22 protein-coding genes are annotated in these 19,427 nt (G+C 36.3%); 1 reads left to right on the plus strand and 21 read right to left on the minus strand.

Translation table 11 applies throughout. The annotated features are described in order from the left end of the window. Positions 1–49: 49 nt before the first annotated feature. The 7 genes from helD to ACHUE4_RS13500 all read right to left on the minus strand — a co-directional run bounded on the left by helD (position 50) and on the right by ACHUE4_RS13500 (position 7,145). Positions 50–2,170 carry an RNA polymerase recycling motor HelD gene (gene helD, locus ACHUE4_RS13470; protein ID WP_394190894.1) on the minus strand — a complete coding sequence of 707 codons (2,121 nt, stop codon included), beginning with the start codon at positions 2,168–2,170 and terminating at the stop codon, positions 50–52. A gap of 263 nt (positions 2,171–2,433) precedes the next feature. Continuing rightward, positions 2,434–3,584 (minus strand): IS3 family transposase gene (locus ACHUE4_RS13475; RefSeq protein ID WP_394190896.1). Its coding sequence is split into 2 segments (ribosomal slippage): positions 2,434–3,308 and positions 3,308–3,584, totalling 1,152 coding nucleotides; the frame shifts between segments, so codons are not numbered across the junction. Between the two features lie 360 nt (positions 3,585–3,944). After that, positions 3,945–4,946 carry a signal peptidase I gene (gene lepB, locus ACHUE4_RS13480; protein WP_394190898.1) on the minus strand — a complete coding sequence of 334 codons (1,002 nt, stop codon included), beginning with the start codon at positions 4,944–4,946 and terminating at the stop codon, positions 3,945–3,947. A gap of 283 nt (positions 4,947–5,229) precedes the next feature. Next, positions 5,230–5,517, minus strand: coding sequence for a DinB family protein (locus tag ACHUE4_RS13485; RefSeq protein ID WP_394190900.1), 288 nt, complete (start codon positions 5,515–5,517; stop codon positions 5,230–5,232). 30 nt (positions 5,518–5,547) lie between these two features. Beyond that, a complete protein-coding gene (locus ACHUE4_RS13490; RefSeq protein ID WP_394190902.1) occupies positions 5,548–6,018 on the minus strand; it encodes a DinB family protein in 471 nt (156 codons plus the stop codon). Positions 6,019–6,387: 369 nt separating this feature from the next. Continuing rightward, the gene (locus tag ACHUE4_RS13495; RefSeq protein ID WP_394190904.1) at positions 6,388–6,738 is read right to left on the minus strand and encodes a DUF3147 family protein; all 351 of its coding nucleotides are present in this window, start codon (positions 6,736–6,738) and stop codon (positions 6,388–6,390) included. Then, positions 6,729–7,145, minus strand: a complete 417-nt coding sequence (locus tag ACHUE4_RS13500; RefSeq protein WP_394190906.1) for a MarR family winged helix-turn-helix transcriptional regulator — start codon at positions 7,143–7,145, stop codon at positions 6,729–6,731. Before ACHUE4_RS13500 ends, ACHUE4_RS13495 begins: the two co-directional genes overlap by 10 nt. A gap of 216 nt (positions 7,146–7,361) precedes the next feature. Between ACHUE4_RS13500 and ACHUE4_RS13505 the strand changes: the two genes are divergently transcribed. Continuing rightward, positions 7,362–7,901 (plus strand): short-chain dehydrogenase, encoded by a 540-nt coding sequence (locus ACHUE4_RS13505; RefSeq protein WP_394190908.1) that lies wholly within the window; start codon positions 7,362–7,364, stop codon positions 7,899–7,901. Between the two features lie 104 nt (positions 7,902–8,005). Here ACHUE4_RS13505 and ACHUE4_RS13510 read toward each other — a convergent pair whose 3' ends face one another. The 14 genes from ACHUE4_RS13510 to ACHUE4_RS13575 all read right to left on the minus strand — a co-directional run bounded on the left by ACHUE4_RS13510 (position 8,006) and on the right by ACHUE4_RS13575 (position 19,263). Further along, a complete protein-coding gene (locus tag ACHUE4_RS13510; protein ID WP_394190910.1) occupies positions 8,006–8,506 on the minus strand; it encodes a DinB family protein in 501 nt (166 codons plus the stop codon). A gap of 129 nt (positions 8,507–8,635) precedes the next feature. Next, entirely contained in the window at positions 8,636–9,076 is a 441-nt protein-coding gene (locus tag ACHUE4_RS13515) for a YybH family protein (RefSeq protein WP_394190912.1), read from the minus strand. A gap of 172 nt (positions 9,077–9,248) precedes the next feature. Next, positions 9,249–9,623: a YciI family protein gene (locus tag ACHUE4_RS13520; RefSeq protein ID WP_394190914.1), complete on the minus strand. Its 375-nt coding sequence runs from the start codon at positions 9,621–9,623 to the stop codon at positions 9,249–9,251. A gap of 82 nt (positions 9,624–9,705) precedes the next feature. Next, positions 9,706–10,959: an RNA polymerase sigma factor gene (locus ACHUE4_RS13525; RefSeq protein WP_394190916.1), complete on the minus strand. Its 1,254-nt coding sequence runs from the start codon at positions 10,957–10,959 to the stop codon at positions 9,706–9,708. Between the two features lie 605 nt (positions 10,960–11,564). Further along, the gene (mraY, locus tag ACHUE4_RS13530) at positions 11,565–12,521 is read right to left on the minus strand and encodes a phospho-N-acetylmuramoyl-pentapeptide-transferase (protein WP_394190918.1); all 957 of its coding nucleotides are present in this window, start codon (positions 12,519–12,521) and stop codon (positions 11,565–11,567) included. 63 nt (positions 12,522–12,584) lie between these two features. Beyond that, positions 12,585–12,785: a zinc ribbon domain-containing protein gene (locus tag ACHUE4_RS13535; protein WP_394190920.1), complete on the minus strand. Its 201-nt coding sequence runs from the start codon at positions 12,783–12,785 to the stop codon at positions 12,585–12,587. 34 nt (positions 12,786–12,819) lie between these two features. Next, positions 12,820–13,215, minus strand: coding sequence for a VOC family protein (locus ACHUE4_RS13540; protein ID WP_394190922.1), 396 nt, complete (start codon positions 13,213–13,215; stop codon positions 12,820–12,822). A gap of 293 nt (positions 13,216–13,508) precedes the next feature. Then, positions 13,509–13,712 carry a hypothetical protein gene (locus ACHUE4_RS13545; protein WP_394190924.1) on the minus strand — a complete coding sequence of 68 codons (204 nt, stop codon included), beginning with the start codon at positions 13,710–13,712 and terminating at the stop codon, positions 13,509–13,511. 180 nt (positions 13,713–13,892) lie between these two features. Beyond that, positions 13,893–14,129: a hypothetical protein gene (locus tag ACHUE4_RS13550; protein ID WP_394190925.1), complete on the minus strand. Its 237-nt coding sequence runs from the start codon at positions 14,127–14,129 to the stop codon at positions 13,893–13,895. Between the two features lie 145 nt (positions 14,130–14,274). Beyond that, on the minus strand, positions 14,275–15,051 hold the full coding sequence (locus ACHUE4_RS13555) for a 3-hydroxybutyrate dehydrogenase (protein ID WP_394190927.1): 777 nt from the start codon (positions 15,049–15,051) through the stop codon (positions 14,275–14,277). A gap of 42 nt (positions 15,052–15,093) precedes the next feature. Beyond that, positions 15,094–16,377, minus strand: coding sequence for a GntP family permease (locus ACHUE4_RS13560; protein ID WP_394190929.1), 1,284 nt, complete (start codon positions 16,375–16,377; stop codon positions 15,094–15,096). A 406-nt stretch (positions 16,378–16,783) separates the two neighbouring features. Next, positions 16,784–18,163 carry a M20/M25/M40 family metallo-hydrolase gene (locus ACHUE4_RS13565; RefSeq protein WP_394190931.1) on the minus strand — a complete coding sequence of 460 codons (1,380 nt, stop codon included), beginning with the start codon at positions 18,161–18,163 and terminating at the stop codon, positions 16,784–16,786. Between the two features lie 86 nt (positions 18,164–18,249). Then, on the minus strand, positions 18,250–18,867 hold the full coding sequence (locus tag ACHUE4_RS13570; protein ID WP_394190933.1) for a hypothetical protein: 618 nt from the start codon (positions 18,865–18,867) through the stop codon (positions 18,250–18,252). Between the two features lie 69 nt (positions 18,868–18,936). Then, positions 18,937–19,263, minus strand: a complete 327-nt coding sequence (locus tag ACHUE4_RS13575; protein WP_394190935.1) for a hypothetical protein — start codon at positions 19,261–19,263, stop codon at positions 18,937–18,939. Positions 19,264–19,427 lie beyond the last annotated feature (164 nt).

Here is a 19,427-nt window from a genome sequence, read left to right on the forward strand (position 1 = left end):
GAATAGTATGAAGAATGGAGTCAAAGTTGTACATATTTATTCAAGCGTTTTAGTACATTGTTAGGTTATCATTTATAAATAACTTAATATCGTCGATATTAGACAACCCTTCGTACGCACTCTTGCTCTCTTCAAATGATTTACATATGATGGCGATGCTATTATAACGAAGACTTCGTAAAGTTTCGACCTTAGATACAATGCTGCGATGCAGCTCTGTGTGATCGAACACTTGTGTTAGCTCAGGTCGCTCCCCATCTCTCTCAAAGGGGATAATCCGGTTTCCATTAGGTACTAGTTTGTTTGTGAATTCGATAATCGGTTTGGTAGACCGGTAACTCCTTGTCATGTTTATGACTTCCGTCTCATCTTGTCCGTAAAGGCTCATTAGTGTGTTAAAATCTTTCATTTCACTTGCATGTGCGAAAATCGCCTGGTTGAAATCACCTAGTACAGTCAGTCTGGCCCTTGGAAATAAACGCTTAAGGAACTCGAATTGGAAAGGTGAATAATCCTGCGCCTCGTCAACAAGGACGTGCTTGATAGATGAGTTTGTTTGAAAACCTTGAATCAGCTCTTTTATAAGTAGGTACGGAGTAGCATCTTCGTATGAAAGTTTGCCTTCGTTTAGCATTTCCAGTGTCGCACGACAAATCTCCGCCCACTCTTTAGGTGGTTCACCATTTACCCAGCGTTTGATTTGTGATGGTTCAACAAAAAGCTGCTTATATATCCCACTTATGTCGATGAAACCGAATGTTTGGATTCGTTTACGTAAAGGCTTCAATTTTTGTTGAATAATCAATTGAGCAAGATCTTCAGACTGAAGCTCATAATCGGTCATCGATTCTCCTCTTAAACCTCGTTTTTTCGCAAAGTAGATTTGGGCTTTATGGTACTCATCATTACTCAATAGCTCAATTTTTTCGAATACCCATGGTTTTTCCATTTCAGTCTTTTCCGTTTCATTTAACTTCTTAATTAGCCAATCCTTTAATTTTTCCAATCGATTATGGAAGCGGAGTGTTGTGTCGTAACTATAAAATCTTTCTGTTATTTGTTGAGCAGTCACAATCGGTTTTCCTCTGAAGTTCAAGTCCTTGAATAACATGCCAGATAACTCTAAAGACTTTCTATAGGATTGGATTGCTTCGAAAAAAGTAGGAGATGCTTTGAATCGAATGCTCGCAACCCTTGACCTGTAGGAAGTAGTACCTTTAGCAGTTAACACATATTCCAATTGATCATAAGGATTTTCTACTTGAAACTCTTTACTTAGCCGATGATTTAAATATTCTTGGAAAGTGACTTGTTGCATATTCTCTTCTCCCAGTTCAGGGAGTACATTTGACACATAACTGTTAAACATTGAGTTAGGTGAAAATAGAATAATCTGATCGGCACTTATAATTTCTCGATATTTGTAAAGTAAAAAAGCTATCCGCTGCAAGGCGGCTGATGTTTTCCCGCTACCAGCTGCCCCGTGCACAATGAGCAGTCTCCCCCGATCATGACGAATGATTCTATTTTGCTCTTGTTGAATGGTAGCCACTATATTGTGCATATGTTTGTCTGTTCCTTTTCCTAGCACTTGTTGTAAAATCTCATCCCCAATGGTGAGACTCGTATCGAACATAGACTCTAGAACACCGCCCCGGATAAGGTATTGCCCCTTTTTCTCCAAGTTGCCTTTAATTTCACCACCAGGCGTTACATACTTGGCCGGCCCAGTTTGAAACTCATAGTAAACACTTGAGACCGGTGCCCTCCAGTCATATATAAGAAATTCCTCACCACTAGCATCGGTAAGTGTAGAGATTCCAATATATATTTGTTCCGGAGCGGAATCCCCTTCTTCAATAAAATCGATTCGACCAAAATAAGGAGCCTCTTGCATACGTCGAAGCTTGGATAATTTTTTGGTTACCTGTCTAACGGTGCTTTGGCTTACTGATAGAACTTGAGCCTCTTGTCTCAAACCGATGATGGTCTCAAGATAATCATCGAAGCTATCAACATTCACCTTCACATCATCCCAAAAATGTTTACGTATCGTAACCAGTTCGTTTCGACGCTGAGAATTTTCTTCCTCTAACTTTTTGATTTCCTCTGTTATTGTTTCTATTACACATCCCACACGTTTTTGTTCCTTTTGAAATTCTGAATCCATAAAAAATCACTCCTAAAATTGATGGATTTGACAAACGGAAAACTTTGATGTATAATTTAAAATAGGGAAACAATAACCTTTTTTAATTTATACGTATAACTATATAAATTTACCATATGTCCACAGTTTTTTCAATGTATTGGACATGTTTTTTATGTTTGGTCCTTCTTATTGTTTTTTCATACTTTAATCGAATACAAATCAAAAACACCCACTCAAAGGGACTGACCCCCAAAAATGAGACAGGTCAAAACACCTTTTAATTAAACTGCCAGTTGTCGGTATTGGACCGGTGACTGGTAGTTTAATTTTGTTTGAATCCGGATATTGTTATAATAATCAATGTAGTCATGCACGGTACTTTCTACGATTGCCGTCGTAGTCCGTGTTAAATTGTAAAGATAGAACCTTTCCGACTTTAATGAGGAGTGAAAGGATTCAATCGGGGCATTATCAGCGGGCGTTCCCTTTCGGGACATGCTCATGGTAATGCCTTTTTCTTTTACTGCAGCTTGATATGCATAAGAGGTATAGACAGAGCCCTGGTCACTATGCAAGGTACAAGCATTTAGCGAAGGTGGAAGCTGATTCAAGGTATCTAAGACTAAATTGACATCTTGTCTATCCTTTATTGTGTATGCAACGATCTCACCATTATATAAATCTTTTATGCTTGAAAGATAAAGCATCTTCTGGCCAAAAGGCAAGTAAGTAATGTCAGTTACTAACTTTTCGAACGGTTTAGTGGCGGAGAAATCTTGCTTTAATATATTTTCCACAATGTGATAGGGCTGTCCTGTGACCTTGCGTTTCTTAACTTTCACACGGCATTGCCAACCGTAGGTTTGCATAATTCTTTGAACCGTCTTATGGTTCACGAGCATCTCTTTTCTTAAAATCCCTGTTATCGTGCGGTAACCATACGTATAGTGATGCTTCTTGCATAGTGATCCAATTTTGTTTTCTAGGTCAGTTTTCTTCCTCGTATTCGGATACTGATCACGCCATCTATAATAGGTGGATCTAGGAATGTTTAGTAAGCGGCATATCTTTGTGATAGTCATTGTTTTCTTCAGTTCATCAAAGACTTGTAACGCTACTCTTGGAACCACTTCCTCTCCAACTCTTTGTACTTTTCTAATACCTCAATGTGTTGTTTCAAATAGCGATTCTCCGCCTTCAGCTTTTCTACCTCATCTACATATTCCGGTCCTTTACCGAAGGTATATTGCTTGCCAACTGGTTGTTGAAGTCGGTGTATTTCTCCGTTTCTATACCATCTCATCCAAGTTTTTATTTGTGATTTATTTTTCACCCCAAGACGATCCATCACTTCTGCGACAGGAACACCTGCCATTCTTAAACGAATAGCTTCTTCTTTTACTTCCACTGGATAACTGACTCTTGTACCCATAGAAAAAACACCTCCAAGTTGGATTTAGGTAGTATATACCCGAATTTCAACATAAAGGTGTTTTTATTTGTCTCAGCCTATGGGGTCAGTCCCAAAAGAAAAAGCGGGTGTTTTTTTGAACGGAATTTTACTGTGAAACGTATTGTCTCCAAATAAAAATTTTTTCTGTCATTTAACTACCATGGCTAACACAATTAGTTGCAACATAACCACTTCCCTCGCAATAAAGGAGCGGAGCCTAATTAGAGTACAATCTTTTACATTTTTATTTACAATAAGATCGGCTACGTGATCACAACAAATTCTTATTTTCCTCTCATAACTTCTTATATACATAATCAAAACATAAAGTTTGGTGCCTTAATTACTTACAGCGACTTCAGTTACTGTTTGATCTGGATTCACTACATACTCCCAGACCTTTCCGTCATCGCCTTTATAAAAATAAGAATACATAAACGCTTTGTTGTCCACAAAGTTAATAAATAATTGATAGTGTACGAGTTCATCTTTTATATCTTGAAAAGCAACCGTTTCTAAACTCTTTTCATACTGATAATTATTTTTAACCTTGTCGTACATCCAAATGTCACTACTATCCACAAAATCTGAAACGTAATTTTTACCAAATATTCCTTTGACTCCTTGCTTTGTTATACCTATTTCCGCATTGCTTTCTAAAAATTCTTTTGTTATTGCAAGGGTTGATTTAGAACCATTTTTTTCATACCCTAAAACTTTCCCTTTTATTTCATCGATTGGCAGTGCACCAAAACTTCTACTATCAGAACTTCTCCACCAACTATCACCTAATACAAACACTGAATCATTCGGAATTAAAAGAGATTTCATATCAGTAGAAAAATATTCTTTCTGTCTTTCCTCATCTGCTTTGCTGTCATCTGTTGATTTTGCAAAATATTCTTCTTCACTCATCCCAAAGTAAGTTACTGTTGAATAGAAATAATCCAATTTTCGATCGTTAATAAATACTTTCCCATCCTTAATTTCAATCGTTTCTCCCGGCAAACCAACGACTCTTGAAATTTGAGAATCCTCTAAATTTAAGTGTGGGTTTTCGCTCTCGAATTCTGGTGTATTAAAATAGATTACATCCCCGCGTTGTACATCCATGTAATCCAAATCCACAACGAGACGAGAATGAACATACGTATCATAATCGTGATTGCCTCTATCCATATTGTCGCTTGCCCAATCTACCAGAAGAAAATTCCCACTCGGCTCAACAGATTTTACGACCGGTTTTGTGTTGTAACCTTTTGCGGGTTCTTCTATAGGTGTCTCTTCAGTTGTACAAGAAGCTAATAAAAGGACTACTCCTACTAATAAATATTTTTTCAACTTCATCATCTCCTTCACTTATCATATACCAACATTATCCATTCAACGGCCTTTATAAGTGAATATTCTGTGAAATATATAATTTTAGAGTGATTTTGAAGATCACATGACTTTCCGAGAATTATATTGTAATTGCGCTTGCACCTTTGGTGTAGAAAATGAGTATGAAGAGGGTGTAAATGAAGTGTTAAGACTATTTAGAAATTGAGAATTAAACATTGATACAATTTTAAGCAAATAAAAAATCCAGCAACTGATTAGTCTGCTGAATTCTAATGAATTTTTAAATAATTGAGTATTTATTCCTAAACAACTGATCCATTTCTTCCAATCCTTTTCCTTCTCTTGTTTCTTTCTGTACTTCCAAAGCTTCAGGCATGTCTTTGCCTGAAATAATTTGAAACCAGAGCTGGTCAACGATGTACATATGAGAAACAACTTCTGAAATAGAAGAGAATACACTATTAACTTCTTGATGAAAAACGTCATCTGAAAGTTCCTTTAGCCGATTAAACAGTATGTGATTTGCCCAAACATGATAGTCGTACATAGTTACCGCAAAGTGAGTCATCGATGTTTCCCCCATCTAGTAATTAGATTATCAGCGTTCTGATGGCCACGCCCCCTGCATTTTTCTGATTAGCATAATTTGGCCAGTATGGTACGCATCATGTAGCATGATATCTAATAACTTTTCCTCATGTGAATTTTCGCCCAACTTTTCAGAAGACGTTTTACTCAGAATATCCCGTAAATTTCTCTGGGCAATTTCTGCCCGCTCCACAACTTTACTCCATTCGTATTCGTCTCCCGATTGTTCCGTGAGGAAGAAAGTTTGGTCGCCGTCCAGAGGATTGTTCCATTCACGCCCAGCTATGTTGACTGCTAACCTCTCTTTATAGTAAATAAGATGATTCACATTCTCCCAAATCGATTTAGTCGCTTCGCCCGACGGCTTCCAACTCGCCTGTTGCGCGGTCAACCCCTCAATTGCAGCCTTGAATGGCGCATACCAACTCTCTTTGTCGTACGTCGAATCCAGTACCTTTACAAGTAAATCTGTTCGGTTCATATCGATTTCCTCCTTAGGGAGTGTTTAATCTAGTGAAGATATCCGTAATTTTCAGAATAAACAAAATTCTATTAATAACTTACAATATGTAATTTATCCAGTCAAGTAGACCCAGCATTCAACTCATTGCATGGGGTATTTATCACATCAAAAAACGCTTCTACTAGTTGTAGAAACGCTAAATTTATTTGGTTTATTTAACTCATTGCGCTAATATCTTTGTAAACATGGAAGGATTCGATTCCCGATTACATCAATTTTTGCATAAACACTTGTTAATTTTCCAAATTCTATGTCTTACATTAATTACTCCTTGGTTTACAAGACGATAAATAATTTCATTCATTTTTTCCATTTATTTAGTCATCTCTAGCTAAAAATCTCTCGCACATAATCTAAAACAAGATTCTGAATTAATAAGAACAGCAACCAACCACATCCACCTAAAGCAATTGAGAGAAATAGATGGAGAGAATTTTGCAAAGCGATGTAAACGATTATTAAGAGAATTGCAGTTGCAGGAAATCCCCATAATACCCCTAATGCAAACTTGCTTAAAGTGGCTGAATGTTCTCCCTGAACATAAAGCCAAATGATACTAAGTAAACTCACGAGCGGGAGAGCTGCCAACACTCCCCCATATGATGGGAATCTTCGAGAAATCTCCGTGACTACACCAATCACAATCGCTGAGGCGATAATCTTCATGACTACAAACATGTTTTTGCACGCTCACTTAAGATTTTGAATGCCTGTTCTACTACCTCTATTTCGTTGTCCACTAATTGGTTCAGTATTTGTTCCAGTTTTTCTTCATCTAGGCTTGTATTTCGATGCAGAACATTTTTCCCCAATTCTGTAAGTCGTAATATAACTCTTCTTTCATCAAGCAAGTCCCTCTCTTTGGTCAAAAAGTTCTTCTCGATCATACGTTTCACGTGTTCTGAAGCCGTATTCTGAGAAACTTGGAGGTAGGAGGCAATTTCATTCACCCCAACCTCTTCCTTTTTATCAATAAGCTGCAGAATACGAACCACTTGGTGGGAGATTTTTTCTTTATGGAAGTAATGCAGATGAAAATATATATCTGTCCAGTAACGATTTAATTGTTTAACTTTGTTGTGCACAGCTAACACCCCTTTAAATATATCTTTTTTTACGATTGTATCGTATTTTACGATATAATAAAAGAGATTACACAAATAACTAGTTTTTCTAAACCTTCAAAAGTGATTTACCCAAACACTTGTCCCATGCTACACTTAAAAAACCACTTGAAAAATTCCCCAATGTTGAAACACATATTGTATAGACCAAAATGACTGCGCAAAGGATGAGTTAAATTGAAACACGCACTCGTAATCGGGGGTACAGGTATGCTTGCTCGAGCGTCTGTATGGTTATCAGAAAATGGATATCATGTATCTGTAATTGGTCGAAACGCTGAAAAAATGCAAGTTCTATTAGACGAAAATCCAACTAGAATGACACCAGTTTTGGTTGATTACACAAATCGTGTTGAATTAATGGAGCAATTACATCGCATGCAAAATGAGAACGGCCCAATCCAGTTAGTCATTGCCTGGATTCATTCAACTGGACAATATGTCATTCCTTGTTTATCAGAATCACTTTCTCATTCACATCCATGGAAATTATTCCATCTAAGTGGCAGCAGTTCAAACTTAAAAGAGATAAAATCCAAAACTTCAATTCCCACACACGTTTCTTATCATCAAATTCAGCTAGGATTCAAGATAGAAAGCGGTATCTCCCGGTGGCTGACTCATGCGGAAATTTCCAATGGTGTCATTAAAGCCATTTTGGAAGAAAAATCTGAGCAAATTATTGGAACGATTGAACCGTGGGAGAACCGACCATAAGAAAACTCTTGTGGCTATTAAGAAAGAGCTATCCTCGATGGATAGCTCTTTCTTATTATTTGAAGCGAATTCGCCCCTATTCTACATGTCCCCTAAAAATCTGTTCAAACCGTAAGTTGTTGATCTAGTTCATACTTCTGACGCAGATGATGACGAAAATGCATGCCAACAAGAGCAAACCACTCCTGTGCATTTAGCCAGCCAAACCCTCCATGTTTATCTTTATAATTTGGGTTTGTTTCATCTACTATCTTTTTTAATTCTTTCATTCTTTTCATTAGTTGATCAAGCTCGAGCATGATGTCCTCTTTCATTTTTGAATTGTTAGGTGGTGCATTCATTTCATCTGGTAATTTGATTTTAATTGGTGGAAAGCCTCCAATATTAAATAAATATTCGCCAAACTCTGTTTTCCCCTTCTTTTGCTCTCCAGCAGCTAACGCACATGCTTCAACACTATCCAAGTACTCATGAGCTACGACAATTAAATGATCATACATTTGATTGATAGACCAAACCCCTTGTTTTGGTATATGTCTTAGTTGCTCAGGTGAATATTCTTCTAAAAAACCTTTGTATGTTTCAATTAATTTCAGATCACTCATGGAAAATCCTCCTCTTCATTTCAAGGATTGTTTGGTTACATTATTAATAAACCTGCACATCTGTACTTACATGAATAAGTACTACAAGAGATGCAAAACATGTCACTTATTTTTGCTTCAATCACTCTATTATTTCAGGTTAAAGATGCCTTTTCCAGATTGCATATCAATCGGCAATGATGAATGCTCGTGTGTGATTAGCCAAGAGTCATTTACTTTTTTCAAGCCAAATGTGAAACGGTTGATCATTTGACGATGTTTATCTTCAGTATTTCCTTTGAAAGCAGCGAAAGTCACAGCGCAATGCACGAATGCAATATGAGTATTTTCCTGAATCGATATATCATTAAAATCAACTTTTAGTAAATATCCGTCTTCATTCACACCATTAAACCATTCAGTCACACTTTCCTTCCATAAAGAGATCCCCTTACTCTCCCAGTTTCCCCAGCAATCATAAATATGTACGTCATCAGCATAGATTGATAGGAATTTTTTCGTATCTAGTTCATAAACAGCACTCTTGTAAATATCCAGAACGTCTTGGACTAAACTCGCTCCATTCGTCATAAAAATCAGCTCCTTAATAAAAAATGTAATTCTTTTCGATTGGGAATAAACTTTACTTTGTGTCTCTGTTTCCCACCAAATTAAACGTTTATTTTTGTAGTGTCTATCTTCCTATATGCATTACACTATGGCTCACAACAAGGGTTGACACCTTTCATTCATACGAGATATTCTATTTATCATTCTTAAAGTAATGGACAGGACGAATTTCGATGCGCCACCCAAACTCTTCTCCTTTGTTGACTTGTGTTGTCGGATGAATCGAGGCTATTCGAATCGCATCATCCATGTTCTCAGCTTCAAAAATGAATATGCTACCTATCATCTCTTTTGTTTCTGTAAACGGACCATCTGTGACAACTACCTTCCCGTCCACACGACGTAAATTCTTAATCTCTGATTCTAGCCCCGCATCAAGCAGCACTTTACCACTTTCATAAAATTTCTCCGTGTGCGGCTGGCATTCATCCATCAAAGCCTCAATTTCCGCATTTGGTCGTGCATGCATTTTTTCAGAGTTAAAATAGCCCATGCATAAAAAGATCATGATCATCTCTCCTATTTCATTCAAATTTTGTATCTATACATACAACGATCAGCAAATCGAAAAATCGACAAAACTGCTTTTTTTATTTCATACAATCTTCAGCCTGTTTCAATAGGAATTTCTGTTCCTGTGTATTTTGTGTTAATACCGCAGCACGTCGAAATTCTTCTGAAGCTTCCATCTTTCTTCCTAGCTTTAAGAGAAAATTCCCCTTTACACTTGGAAGTAAATGATAGTTTTTCAATGTCGGTTCCAAAAGTAAAGAATCGACAATTTCCAAACCTGCCAATGGTCCATTAACCATCGAAATCGCAACTGCCCTATTCAACTCAACGACGGGAGAAGGAGAGATTTTAGAAAGTGCTTCATAAAGTACAGAAATTCGCTCCCAATTTGTTTTTTCTGGCGTGTCTGCTTTTGCATGGCAGGCAGCTATAGAAGCTTGCAGTGCATACAGTCCGAATGTGCCTCCCAAATCCTCTGCTTTTTTAAGTGCAGCAACACCTCGCACTATGTGCTCTTGATTCCACAACGACCGGTTTTGGTCCATTAATAAAATCATTTCACCATTCGTATTCGTGCGTGCTTTAAAACGGGATACTTGTAGCTCCATTAGAGCAACCAGACCATAAACTTCCGGTTCTATAAGAATGAGATCTGCTAATACTCTTCCCACTCTTAATGCTTCATTACATAGATTCATTCGGATTAAATTATTACCTGAAGTAGCCGAATAACCTTCGTTGAACATAAGATAGATCACTTCCAATACAGAAGAAAGCCGTTCTCCATAAGCACTCTTATGAGGAATCTCGAAAGGAACATTTGCCGTCGCAAGCGTTCGTTTTGCCCTAACAATTCGCTGTGCAATCGTCGTTTCAGGTACAAGGAATGCATGTGCAATTTCTTCTGTTGTTAGCCCCCCAACCAATCTCAATGTAAGAGCTACACGGGCGTTTTTTGATAGTACTGGATGACAAGTCATAAAAATCAGCCTCAGCACGTTGTCATCAATTTCTTCATCAATTTCTTCGGAGAAATCGTAATCATTGTGGTTGTTCATTTCATAAGCTATTTGTTCATATTTTTGATCCAGTCGTTTTTTCCGTCGAAGTATGTCTATGGCTTTTCTTTTAGCCACAGTCATCAACCAGGCACCAGGGTTATCCGGAATACCAGAGACTGACCAACGCTCAATCGCTATAATCAGTGCATCTTGCGCAACATCTTCCGCTAAACTGATATCCTTCACCATCCGAGTTAAGGAAGCAATGATTTTAGCTGATTCCAATCTCCAAACGGATTCGATCCTTTGGTGAACGAAAGATTCATTCATATGCTTGTTCCTCCTTCGATTACCTCCTCTATAAAGAAAACGAATGAATATTCATTCTAAAAACACTTTTTGTCTGCTATCTACTTATTCCCATAAATAGATTCATTCCTCTATTAATAAAAATGTGACCATTCTTTTTTTAACTATCAAATAGATCCGTTACACTTAATTGATCAATCCAAAAAAAATTTTTGAAAGATCTCATTCCTAATGGGTGAACCGGGTAGTTTAAGTGAAATTCTTTATATACTTGACTTTATCTTAACATAAATATCCAAATATTCTGTTAAATTTTTGGTTTTTGAAATAAGAATGTCTATGAACAGGTAGTAAAATGCATCCTATTCGGAATCTGTTCCTAATAATTTGTATATGAAATTGAAAAAACCGACAGTCTTGTTTTAATAAGATCGTCGGGTTTCATCATTTATACATTTGGTCTATTATTGTTTTCATAATACGTCATCTGGTAGCTAACAGCTCAATTATTTTTATATTGAGCTATCCAAGCAGTTTTTAGTAATTCGAAAAAGAAAATGTCTCATCCTTAATCCCTTCAGTCCAATGCACTGGATGGCACTTTATTTATTCCATTACAACTTCATTTATAGGTTTAGAAAGAAGTTCCAATAAGCTAAACCGATAAAAACAAAAAACCAAGAAACAAACCCGAAAACCGTGACAATAACATTTTCGGACCACCTATATTTTATGCCAAAGTGATAGTGAATCGGCGTCATTTTGAAAATACGCTTACGAGTAAGTTTAAATGACGCGACTTGTAAAGTAACAGAAAGTACTTCAGCAAAATATATGATGAACAAAATAGGAATTAAAATCTCAACTTTCTCAAGTACAGCAAGAAATGATAACGATCCACCTATAGCTAATGATCCCGTATCCCCCATAAAAGCTTTAGCAGGAAATATGTTGTAAACGAGAAAGCCAAGTAAACATCCAATCATAATTAGACTAAAAAGTTGCACCTCTGCTCTTTCTGAAATCACAAAAAAGAAAAAGTAAGTTGGGATTGCAACAACTCCTAATAGACCGTCTAAGCCATCCGTGAAGTTAATGGCATTTGCAGAACCTACAACAAATAATGTGATGACAAAAACATATATCAACATGGGAAGATCCAAGGAAATATTTTTAAAAATATGAATGTTGGTGTCTACGCCGAGTTCGTTGATCATGTAATAAAGTAAACCACCAGTAAAAATAAATTGGAAAACAAGTTTGGTCTTACCCGATACCCCTTCTGGATCTTGACGAGAAGCTTTCCAAAAATCGTCCAAGAACCCAATAAAACTAAAAAGAATGTAGGTTATAGACAAGAAATACATTAATGGAGTAGGAGAAAAAAGAATTGATATGATTATTCCGACAAAAAGAATAATCCCAAACATTAAAGGAGTGCCTTTTTTTAACTGATGATTTGAAGGAAGTTCTTTTCTGATCGGTTGAATGAGTCTAAGTTTTTTCAAAACAGCAATTAAAATGGGAGACAAAATTAAAACAACTACAAAAGAGATTAAAGCTGGGATTATTTGATTAATCATTTTTCAATACTCCTTTTTTCTTTATTATCTATAAGTAAGTTCTATAAATCACATTCATTTCCTCTATTTTACAAAACCCAATATTCTAATATGTATAAAGTTAGGTTTAATAGAGACTAAATTAATCCTCCACATAATTGAAAAAGCTGCCCAAATTATATCTTCGGCAGCTTGCTTTATTCCGTCCGCTTCCGTCCCGCCACCATGTTCATCACGAGCAAGTGGCATTCCGCAACTTTGGCAATTCTTGAATTGTTTTTCCATTTCTATTCTCTTACTACAGGTGCTATAATTTATTTTATTTTGCGTTCACATCAGGTTCGTGAATTCCAAATATGTTGCCTTCGGTATCAATATAGTATCCTTGCCAAGCCATCCCAGGCAAAGCATATTTGGCCATTGCGACCTTGCCACCATTTTCAATTATTTTAGCTTCCGTTAAATCGTAATTTTCCACACTCATTGTACAAGCAAATCCATTTAGAGCTTGACCACGTTCCGGTGGCGCACTTTGACGTTGCATTAAAGCACCATTGATTCCAGGTTCACTTTCATCACCTGTCACCACTCCAAAGTAAGGCATTCCTGCATATTCACTATAATCTTGAAATGACCATCCAAATACGTCACCATAAAATTTCGTTGCTTGTTCCATGTCATTCACATGAATTTCAAAATGAACTAATCTTCCCATAATAACCTCCTATATTGACGTTATGTTTTTCTTACCTATTCTCTTTCATCCTAAACAATAGAAACAAATCCATTTTTATTACTAATACCGTACTAAAATGGAATTTCTATTATGTAAGTATTCCCTATCTATTGGTTATATCCTTTTCAACTATATTAATTTCTTATAAAACATAAGAGTTTATGATTATAACGCAAAAGACGATTTACCTTTATAGAGGCAAAATCGTCTTTTGTATATTTGCTGTAAATACGTCTACAAAGTTTGAAACCAATACGAAGGTTATTCTCTAATCATCTTGATGACCAATTTGACTGCGCCTTTTGTTCCCTGCCAGGCAGAACCTGCCATAAAAATTTGGCTACAGGGTTTGAAAAATTATATTTTTTTCCATCTTTCACGATATTATATTTCCCATTACAATCAACGTCCTTCTTGCCCAAGCTCACTGCAAGTGCACATTGACCATTAAATTCGGCATTAGATAAAGGTTTCATAAAATCCTCCTATTGTTTTGAATTTTCAAAAATATCTCCAAAAACTATCATACCATTTTTGTGACCCATATAATTGAACTTCTAAACAATAAAAACTCCAACAACGGACGGGTTGTTGGAGTTCGTTTATATTTACACTATCTATTGCTGTTCAGTACCTAATTCGCGGGTGCATTCTTATTACTGTTTTTGTGATCCATTGATTGTATTCGAATTGCTAGGAGAATTAACAGTATTCTTTTTAGCCTTATTAGTTGATCCGTTAACCATCTTAGCCGTTTTATCCACTGTATTCATCGCTGCAAATTCAGTCTTTTCCAATGCCTTGTGCACTGCATGAAATGCAGCTCCAGCCGTGTTTTTAACACCTTTGGTAATTTGATTTCCTTGTTGATTGGTATTTTTTTGATTTGGCATATTTTCACCTCCTGGATAGAGTTTAGGATATGTCATTTAAGTAACTTTATTCAGAAAGTGAAAGTTGTAAATTAAAGCATGTATGTAAAGACTAAAACTCCAACAACCGATAGGTTGTTGGAGTTATCATTTATTTTCATACAATTTATTGTGCTGTATAACCACCATCGATGACTGCTGCTTGTCCAGTAACACCTTTAGCTGAATCACTTGCCAAGAACAAAGCATAGTCCGCAACTTCAGTCACATCAAGCAAGCGTTTTTGTGGCACTAGAGGAAGAAGAACTTCTGCCAGTACTTTCTCTAACGGCACGTTACGAGTTTTCGCTAAGTCTTCCATTTGTCCACGAACAAGTGGCGTATCTACATAGCCTGGGCATAAAGCATTCACTGTAATTCCATGTTCTGCCCCTTCAAGAGCTGCCACTTTCGTTAATCCGATTACGCCATGTTTGGCACTATTATAAGCCGCTTTACCTGCAAAACCGATAACGCCGTTAATAGAAGCAATGTTGATGATACGGCCGAAGCCCTGTTCCTTCATCACCGGGAATACCGCTTTGGTTAGCATAAACGGAGCAGTTAACATGATTTTGATCATGATTTCAAACTTTTCAGTAGGGAATTCCTCAATTGGTGAAACATGTTGCAAACCAGCGTTGTTGATGACAATATCAACTGAACCGTAAGTTTCCTTAGCTGTGTTTACCAAGTTTTGAAGTTCTTGTTCACTAGTTACATCTGCTTTTACACCGATTGACTCAAATCCTAATTGTTTAAGCGATTCTGAGGATTCTTTCACCAGTTCTTCATTGATATCAGATAGAACGACTTTCGCTCCATTTTCTGCAAAACGTTTTCCTATTTCAAAACCAATTCCTTGAGCAGAACCAGTGATAACGACAACTTTACTTTGTACCATGATTTATTCCTCCAATAAAATATATTTATTCACCAATGTTGATTACACCAATCCCATACCACCCATGATGATTCCGACGATTACAGCAATTGTTGGGATTACTAATGCAACCACAAAGACATCTTTATACGTTTCTTTGTGCGTCATTCCAGTTACCGCAATTAGCGTTAACAAAGCGCCGTTATTTGGAAGAATCGATGCACCGGAAGCAACCGCAGCCATTCGATGGAATACTTCTGGGCTGATCCCGGTTGTTTGAGACAGTTCATAGAACGTGTCTCCTAGCGTACTAAGGGCAATTCCCATACCACCTGAAGCAGAACCTGTAATCATCGCCATAATTTGTACAGAAAGTGACTCAGCTATTAATGGATTATCCGATACATTCAGGAGCCAGGAAACGATGTCGTCAAATGCAGGAACAACCGCGATGACTGCTCCAAAACCAACAGCCGCACTTGTATTCAATATCGCCATGACCGAGCCTTTTGCTCCATCATTAATAGAGGACGTAAACTTTTTGTAATCCTTGAAATTGATCACCATAATACTCAAGACACCCAGTATTAATGCATAAATGGGTTCCATTTTGAAAACATTAAGCAAAACCACCACAATGACAAGGGGAATTAATGACAACATCCAATTCGGAATGCTTTCGTCATTGTTTGCTTCTTCTTCAGATTCCTCGGTTTCAGTGAACCCTTCACCCTTAGCAGAGAGTGTTTTCTCCCTGTAAGCTAACCAAAGATACCCACCGACCGCCATGATTAATGTCGTCACAATCCCAATGATCGGAGCCGCTGTTGGGGACGTATTAAAATACTCCATTGGAATTAAGTTCTGAATCTGCGGTGTCCCCGGCATGGATGTCATCGTGAAAGTAAATGCCCCAAGTGCGAATGTAGGAACAAGCAATCTTCTTGTTACATTCGCTTCACGGAATAACTCAAGCGCAATCGGATAAACTGCAAATACGACAACGAACAAACTTACGCCACCGTATGTCAATAAAGCTGAAGCAATTAACACACCAAGAATGGCTTTCTTTTTACCAATCAGCTGCGTTACCTTTTTAGCAACTGCTTTCGCAGCACCCGTTTCTTCCATTAACTTCCCAAAAACTGCACCGAGCAAGAAAATCGGGAACCATTTCTGAACGAACCCAACCAAACCTTCCATGTAGGTTCCGGTATACATATCAAAGACGTCCAAGCCGCTCATTAAAGCCACAACAGCAGCTGCTAGTGGCGCTACCCAAATAATCGACCATCCCAGATATGCCAACGCCATTAACAGGATCAAACCCACAATAATACTTAACAAATGAAATCACCTCTTTGTATTTACAGTAAATAAATCTTTGCATCTAGCAAAAATATATTATATTTACATATCTTTCTAATTTGTTTTATTGCTACTCACAAACAAATATAAATAATCTTATTTTCATGAAAACCTCTAGAAATATTAAATAAATTATCGATACACTTAAATTAAAGTACCCAGTTCACATTAAAGTATGCACAAATAATTAATATTTTATAATAATATTAATTCGAATAATTCAGTGTTTTTTGTTATAAGCTCAAGTTAGTAAAGCTGTTTTGTCGTTTTTTTATATGACTAACAAGGGTGATTTCCTAGAGAAAAAATCGAGTAAATAAAAGAGCAAAGCCATTAGGCTCTGCTCTTTTATCTAATCCCAGAAATTCTGATACAAGGCTATATTTTAATGAAGAAGCGTTTCTTTTATTTGTGGATTAGATTTATATTTTGTCAAACTCTTTCTTTGCTCACTCCAAATTCTTTGAGCATTAATAAGGATTTCTTTTAAAAATAAATAAGAATTGTAATTAGCATCTACATCAAGCTGTTCAAAGTCCGTGTGTTCATGTAGATAACCAGCTGAAAGATTGACACTTTGAATATTATGAGATGCCCAAATACTTGTATCGCTAGAACCTCCTCTTACTGACTTCCAAGGACCCAATTCATTCGTGTTTGCAATTCTTTCTAAAGAGAGACCAAATTCATGGTTACAAAACTCTTGTGAATTGTTATGTGTAACAATATCATTTGTTCCTCTACGATCAATCACAAAAGCCATTTCTGTATTCCATAAGAATGATTCATTTACTTTTCGAGCACCCACTAAACCAATCTCTTCTTCTACCGTAAAAATAATTTTCAAGGTACCATTAAATTCATTTGATTGAAGAGATTTTAGCGTAGCCAGTATGACATTAATACCTGCTCGGTCATCGGCACCTAATATCCCCTCGGTACTGGTCCAAATGTTTTCTTCTTTTAAAATAGTTCGAGACTCTTTAATTTTTTCCACTGTATCAAGATGTGCGTTCAATATAACTGTCGGACCAGATCCAAATCTTTTTTCAGCTAAAATATTCCCGTAAAAATCAGTAGTCACAAAGTCAATATAAGGAATCATTTCTTTTAAGACATGATTCCTTATTTTACTTTCTCTTCGACTCTCACCAGGAATATTTAATAACGTTTCTAGTTGATCATTAAAAACATCAATACTTATTCGTGAGTCTGAATTTAGCATAATCGTTTTCACATCTAAATCCGTATATTTAGATAGAGTTCCTGCAACAAGTGGTAATTTTTTTCGATTGATACGGATACTTAACTTTTTACCTCTTCGGTGACAATTGATATTTAAATGTTTTAAAAGAATTTCTGCTTTTCTTGCCATCTCTGCATTTATAAAGTGAATGTTTGGCATACGTTTATCATGACCATCACATGAGTAAATAGTAGGTAAGTCTAATCTAATAAATTGCGATACTAACCCAGCGATAAATAGATCTAATTTTATTACCGGTAATTCATCAGGATTAAAACTCATCTCCGTAATACCATCCGTAAGGTTACCTTGTACCTCTTGCCACTTTTCTTCATCAATAACTTCACCAAGGATTTCGATTGAGTTCGGTAAGCTTTGATAATGCACGTCAGCGTTTTTCAGTAAAAGTTGCAAATATTTTCGATTCTCCTTTGATAATTCCTTTACACCCAACGCCAGACCATTTTGCGTAGTTACAAATCCATAACGATTTAATAATTCTAACCATGTATTTGCCATTAGAGCAACACCCCTTTTCTTTTGTTACTCTAATTAAACAAAATAACCGGTTACACGCTTGTAACCGAAAAAAAAACCTTCCTGAATTACTCAGCAAGGTTTGAATGAAAGAATTGATCTTCCCTGTATGCAATTTGATAGCTAACACTCGAAATATAATAACCATCTTTATATAACAGGATATCATTGAATCCTGCGACTCTTAATACATGCCTCAAACGTGAAATATTCGTTTTAACGGTTCCTGGGCTAACTAAATCTTGATTAGTTTCTGAATCAAACTCTAATGGAAAGCGGTTCATCTTAATGGGTGATTCCGCTGATCCATTCTCAAGCAAATACTTTAAATAATCAGCAGATGTTTTTGATATCCTTGTTTCATTCACCCCATATAACATGATCTCATTGTCACTGAAGTAAAGGTACAAGTGATTAGGATTACTGTGTTCAACTAATTCATCACAGTCCTTTTTTGATACATGTTCTTGCTCGCCATTTGTATTCAGTATATATTCAGTTTTTGAAAGTTTTTGTTTAATTTGTTTTGATATATCTTCTATTTTTACACCATGATAATTCGTAAGTTCACCAATATCTTGTTGAAGAATATTCGCTTCTTGTATAGATTCATGCGCTTGTTGTAATGCACAATAACTAATAAAAAGATTAGCCTTCACAAGTTGATCATCTTCTAATTCAAACAAGTCGCTTCTTAGATTCAAACGAATAGCAGCATCAAAATGTTTAATTGCTTTTAGCCAATTTTTTTCTTTTTAGAAAATGTAACCGAGTCGATAATGTGCAGAGGAATTATTTTGATCGAGTGTTAAAATACTTTCAAATTCATGTTTAGCTGCTTCTTGGTTTTTATCAGATTCCGTTTTTATATAAAATGCATAACTCATTAACGTTTGAATGGCTGCTACTTTTTCATCATATGATAGTAAATTCATTCTTTTATCTAATTGAAGTAGCCTTTTAGTTAAAGATGACGTTTTATAATTATAAACACCCGGCTTAAGAGCATTTTCTTTTTTTATATCATCCCTAAGCTGGAGTAACTTTTCTTTGTTAGTTAAATTATTCACTTTTTTTAGCATAATCTGAAACATCCTCATATACTTGATAAACGCAGATTAAAGAATACAAATAATTACACTTCATAATTGTTTCTGATGTTCCCTTTAAATCTAGCTTTATTTGCACTACAGTACTTACCTACTTTCTCAGACACTTTATTTCCACAAGTATGGAAAATTTGTTA

Source organism: Paenisporosarcina quisquiliarum (genome assembly GCF_043641925.1).
Lineage (GTDB): Bacteria > Bacillota > Bacilli > Bacillales_A > Planococcaceae > Paenisporosarcina > Paenisporosarcina quisquiliarum_A.

Bases quoted from the DNA above. Each gene is read 5' to 3' on its own strand.
- helD (WP_394190894.1), bottom strand. From the start codon at position 2,170: ATGGATTCAGAATTTCAAAAGGAACAAAAACGTGTGGGATGTGTAATA.
- ACHUE4_RS13485 (WP_394190900.1), bottom strand. From the start codon at position 5,517: ATGACTCACTTTGCGGTAACTATGTACGACTATCATGTTTGGGCAAAT.
- ACHUE4_RS13490 (WP_394190902.1), bottom strand. From the start codon at position 6,018: ATGAACCGAACAGATTTACTTGTAAAGGTACTGGATTCGACGTACGAC.
- ACHUE4_RS13495 (WP_394190904.1), bottom strand. From the start codon at position 6,738: ATGTTTGTAGTCATGAAGATTATCGCCTCAGCGATTGTGATTGGTGTA.
- ACHUE4_RS13510 (WP_394190910.1), bottom strand. From the start codon at position 8,506: ATGAGTGATCTGAAATTAATTGAAACATACAAAGGTTTTTTAGAAGAA.
- ACHUE4_RS13515 (WP_394190912.1), bottom strand. From the start codon at position 9,076: ATGACGAATGGAGCGAGTTTAGTCCAAGACGTTCTGGATATTTACAAG.
- ACHUE4_RS13520 (WP_394190914.1), bottom strand. From the start codon at position 9,623: ATGATCTTTTTATGCATGGGCTATTTTAACTCTGAAAAAATGCATGCA.
- ACHUE4_RS13525 (WP_394190916.1), bottom strand. From the start codon at position 10,959: ATGAATGAATCTTTCGTTCACCAAAGGATCGAATCCGTTTGGAGATTG.
- mraY (WP_394190918.1), bottom strand. From the start codon at position 12,521: ATGATTAATCAAATAATCCCAGCTTTAATCTCTTTTGTAGTTGTTTTA.
- ACHUE4_RS13535 (WP_394190920.1), bottom strand. From the start codon at position 12,785: ATGGAAAAACAATTCAAGAATTGCCAAAGTTGCGGAATGCCACTTGCT.
- ACHUE4_RS13540 (WP_394190922.1), bottom strand. From the start codon at position 13,215: ATGGGAAGATTAGTTCATTTTGAAATTCATGTGAATGACATGGAACAA.
- ACHUE4_RS13545 (WP_394190924.1), bottom strand. From the start codon at position 13,712: ATGAAACCTTTATCTAATGCCGAATTTAATGGTCAATGTGCACTTGCA.
- ACHUE4_RS13550 (WP_394190925.1), bottom strand. From the start codon at position 14,129: ATGCCAAATCAAAAAAATACCAATCAACAAGGAAATCAAATTACCAAA.
- ACHUE4_RS13555 (WP_394190927.1), bottom strand. From the start codon at position 15,051: ATGGTACAAAGTAAAGTTGTCGTTATCACTGGTTCTGCTCAAGGAATT.
- ACHUE4_RS13565 (WP_394190931.1), bottom strand. From the start codon at position 18,163: ATGGCAAATACATGGTTAGAATTATTAAATCGTTATGGATTTGTAACT.
- ACHUE4_RS13575 (WP_394190935.1), bottom strand. From the start codon at position 19,263: ATGCTAAAAAAAGTGAATAATTTAACTAACAAAGAAAAGTTACTCCAG.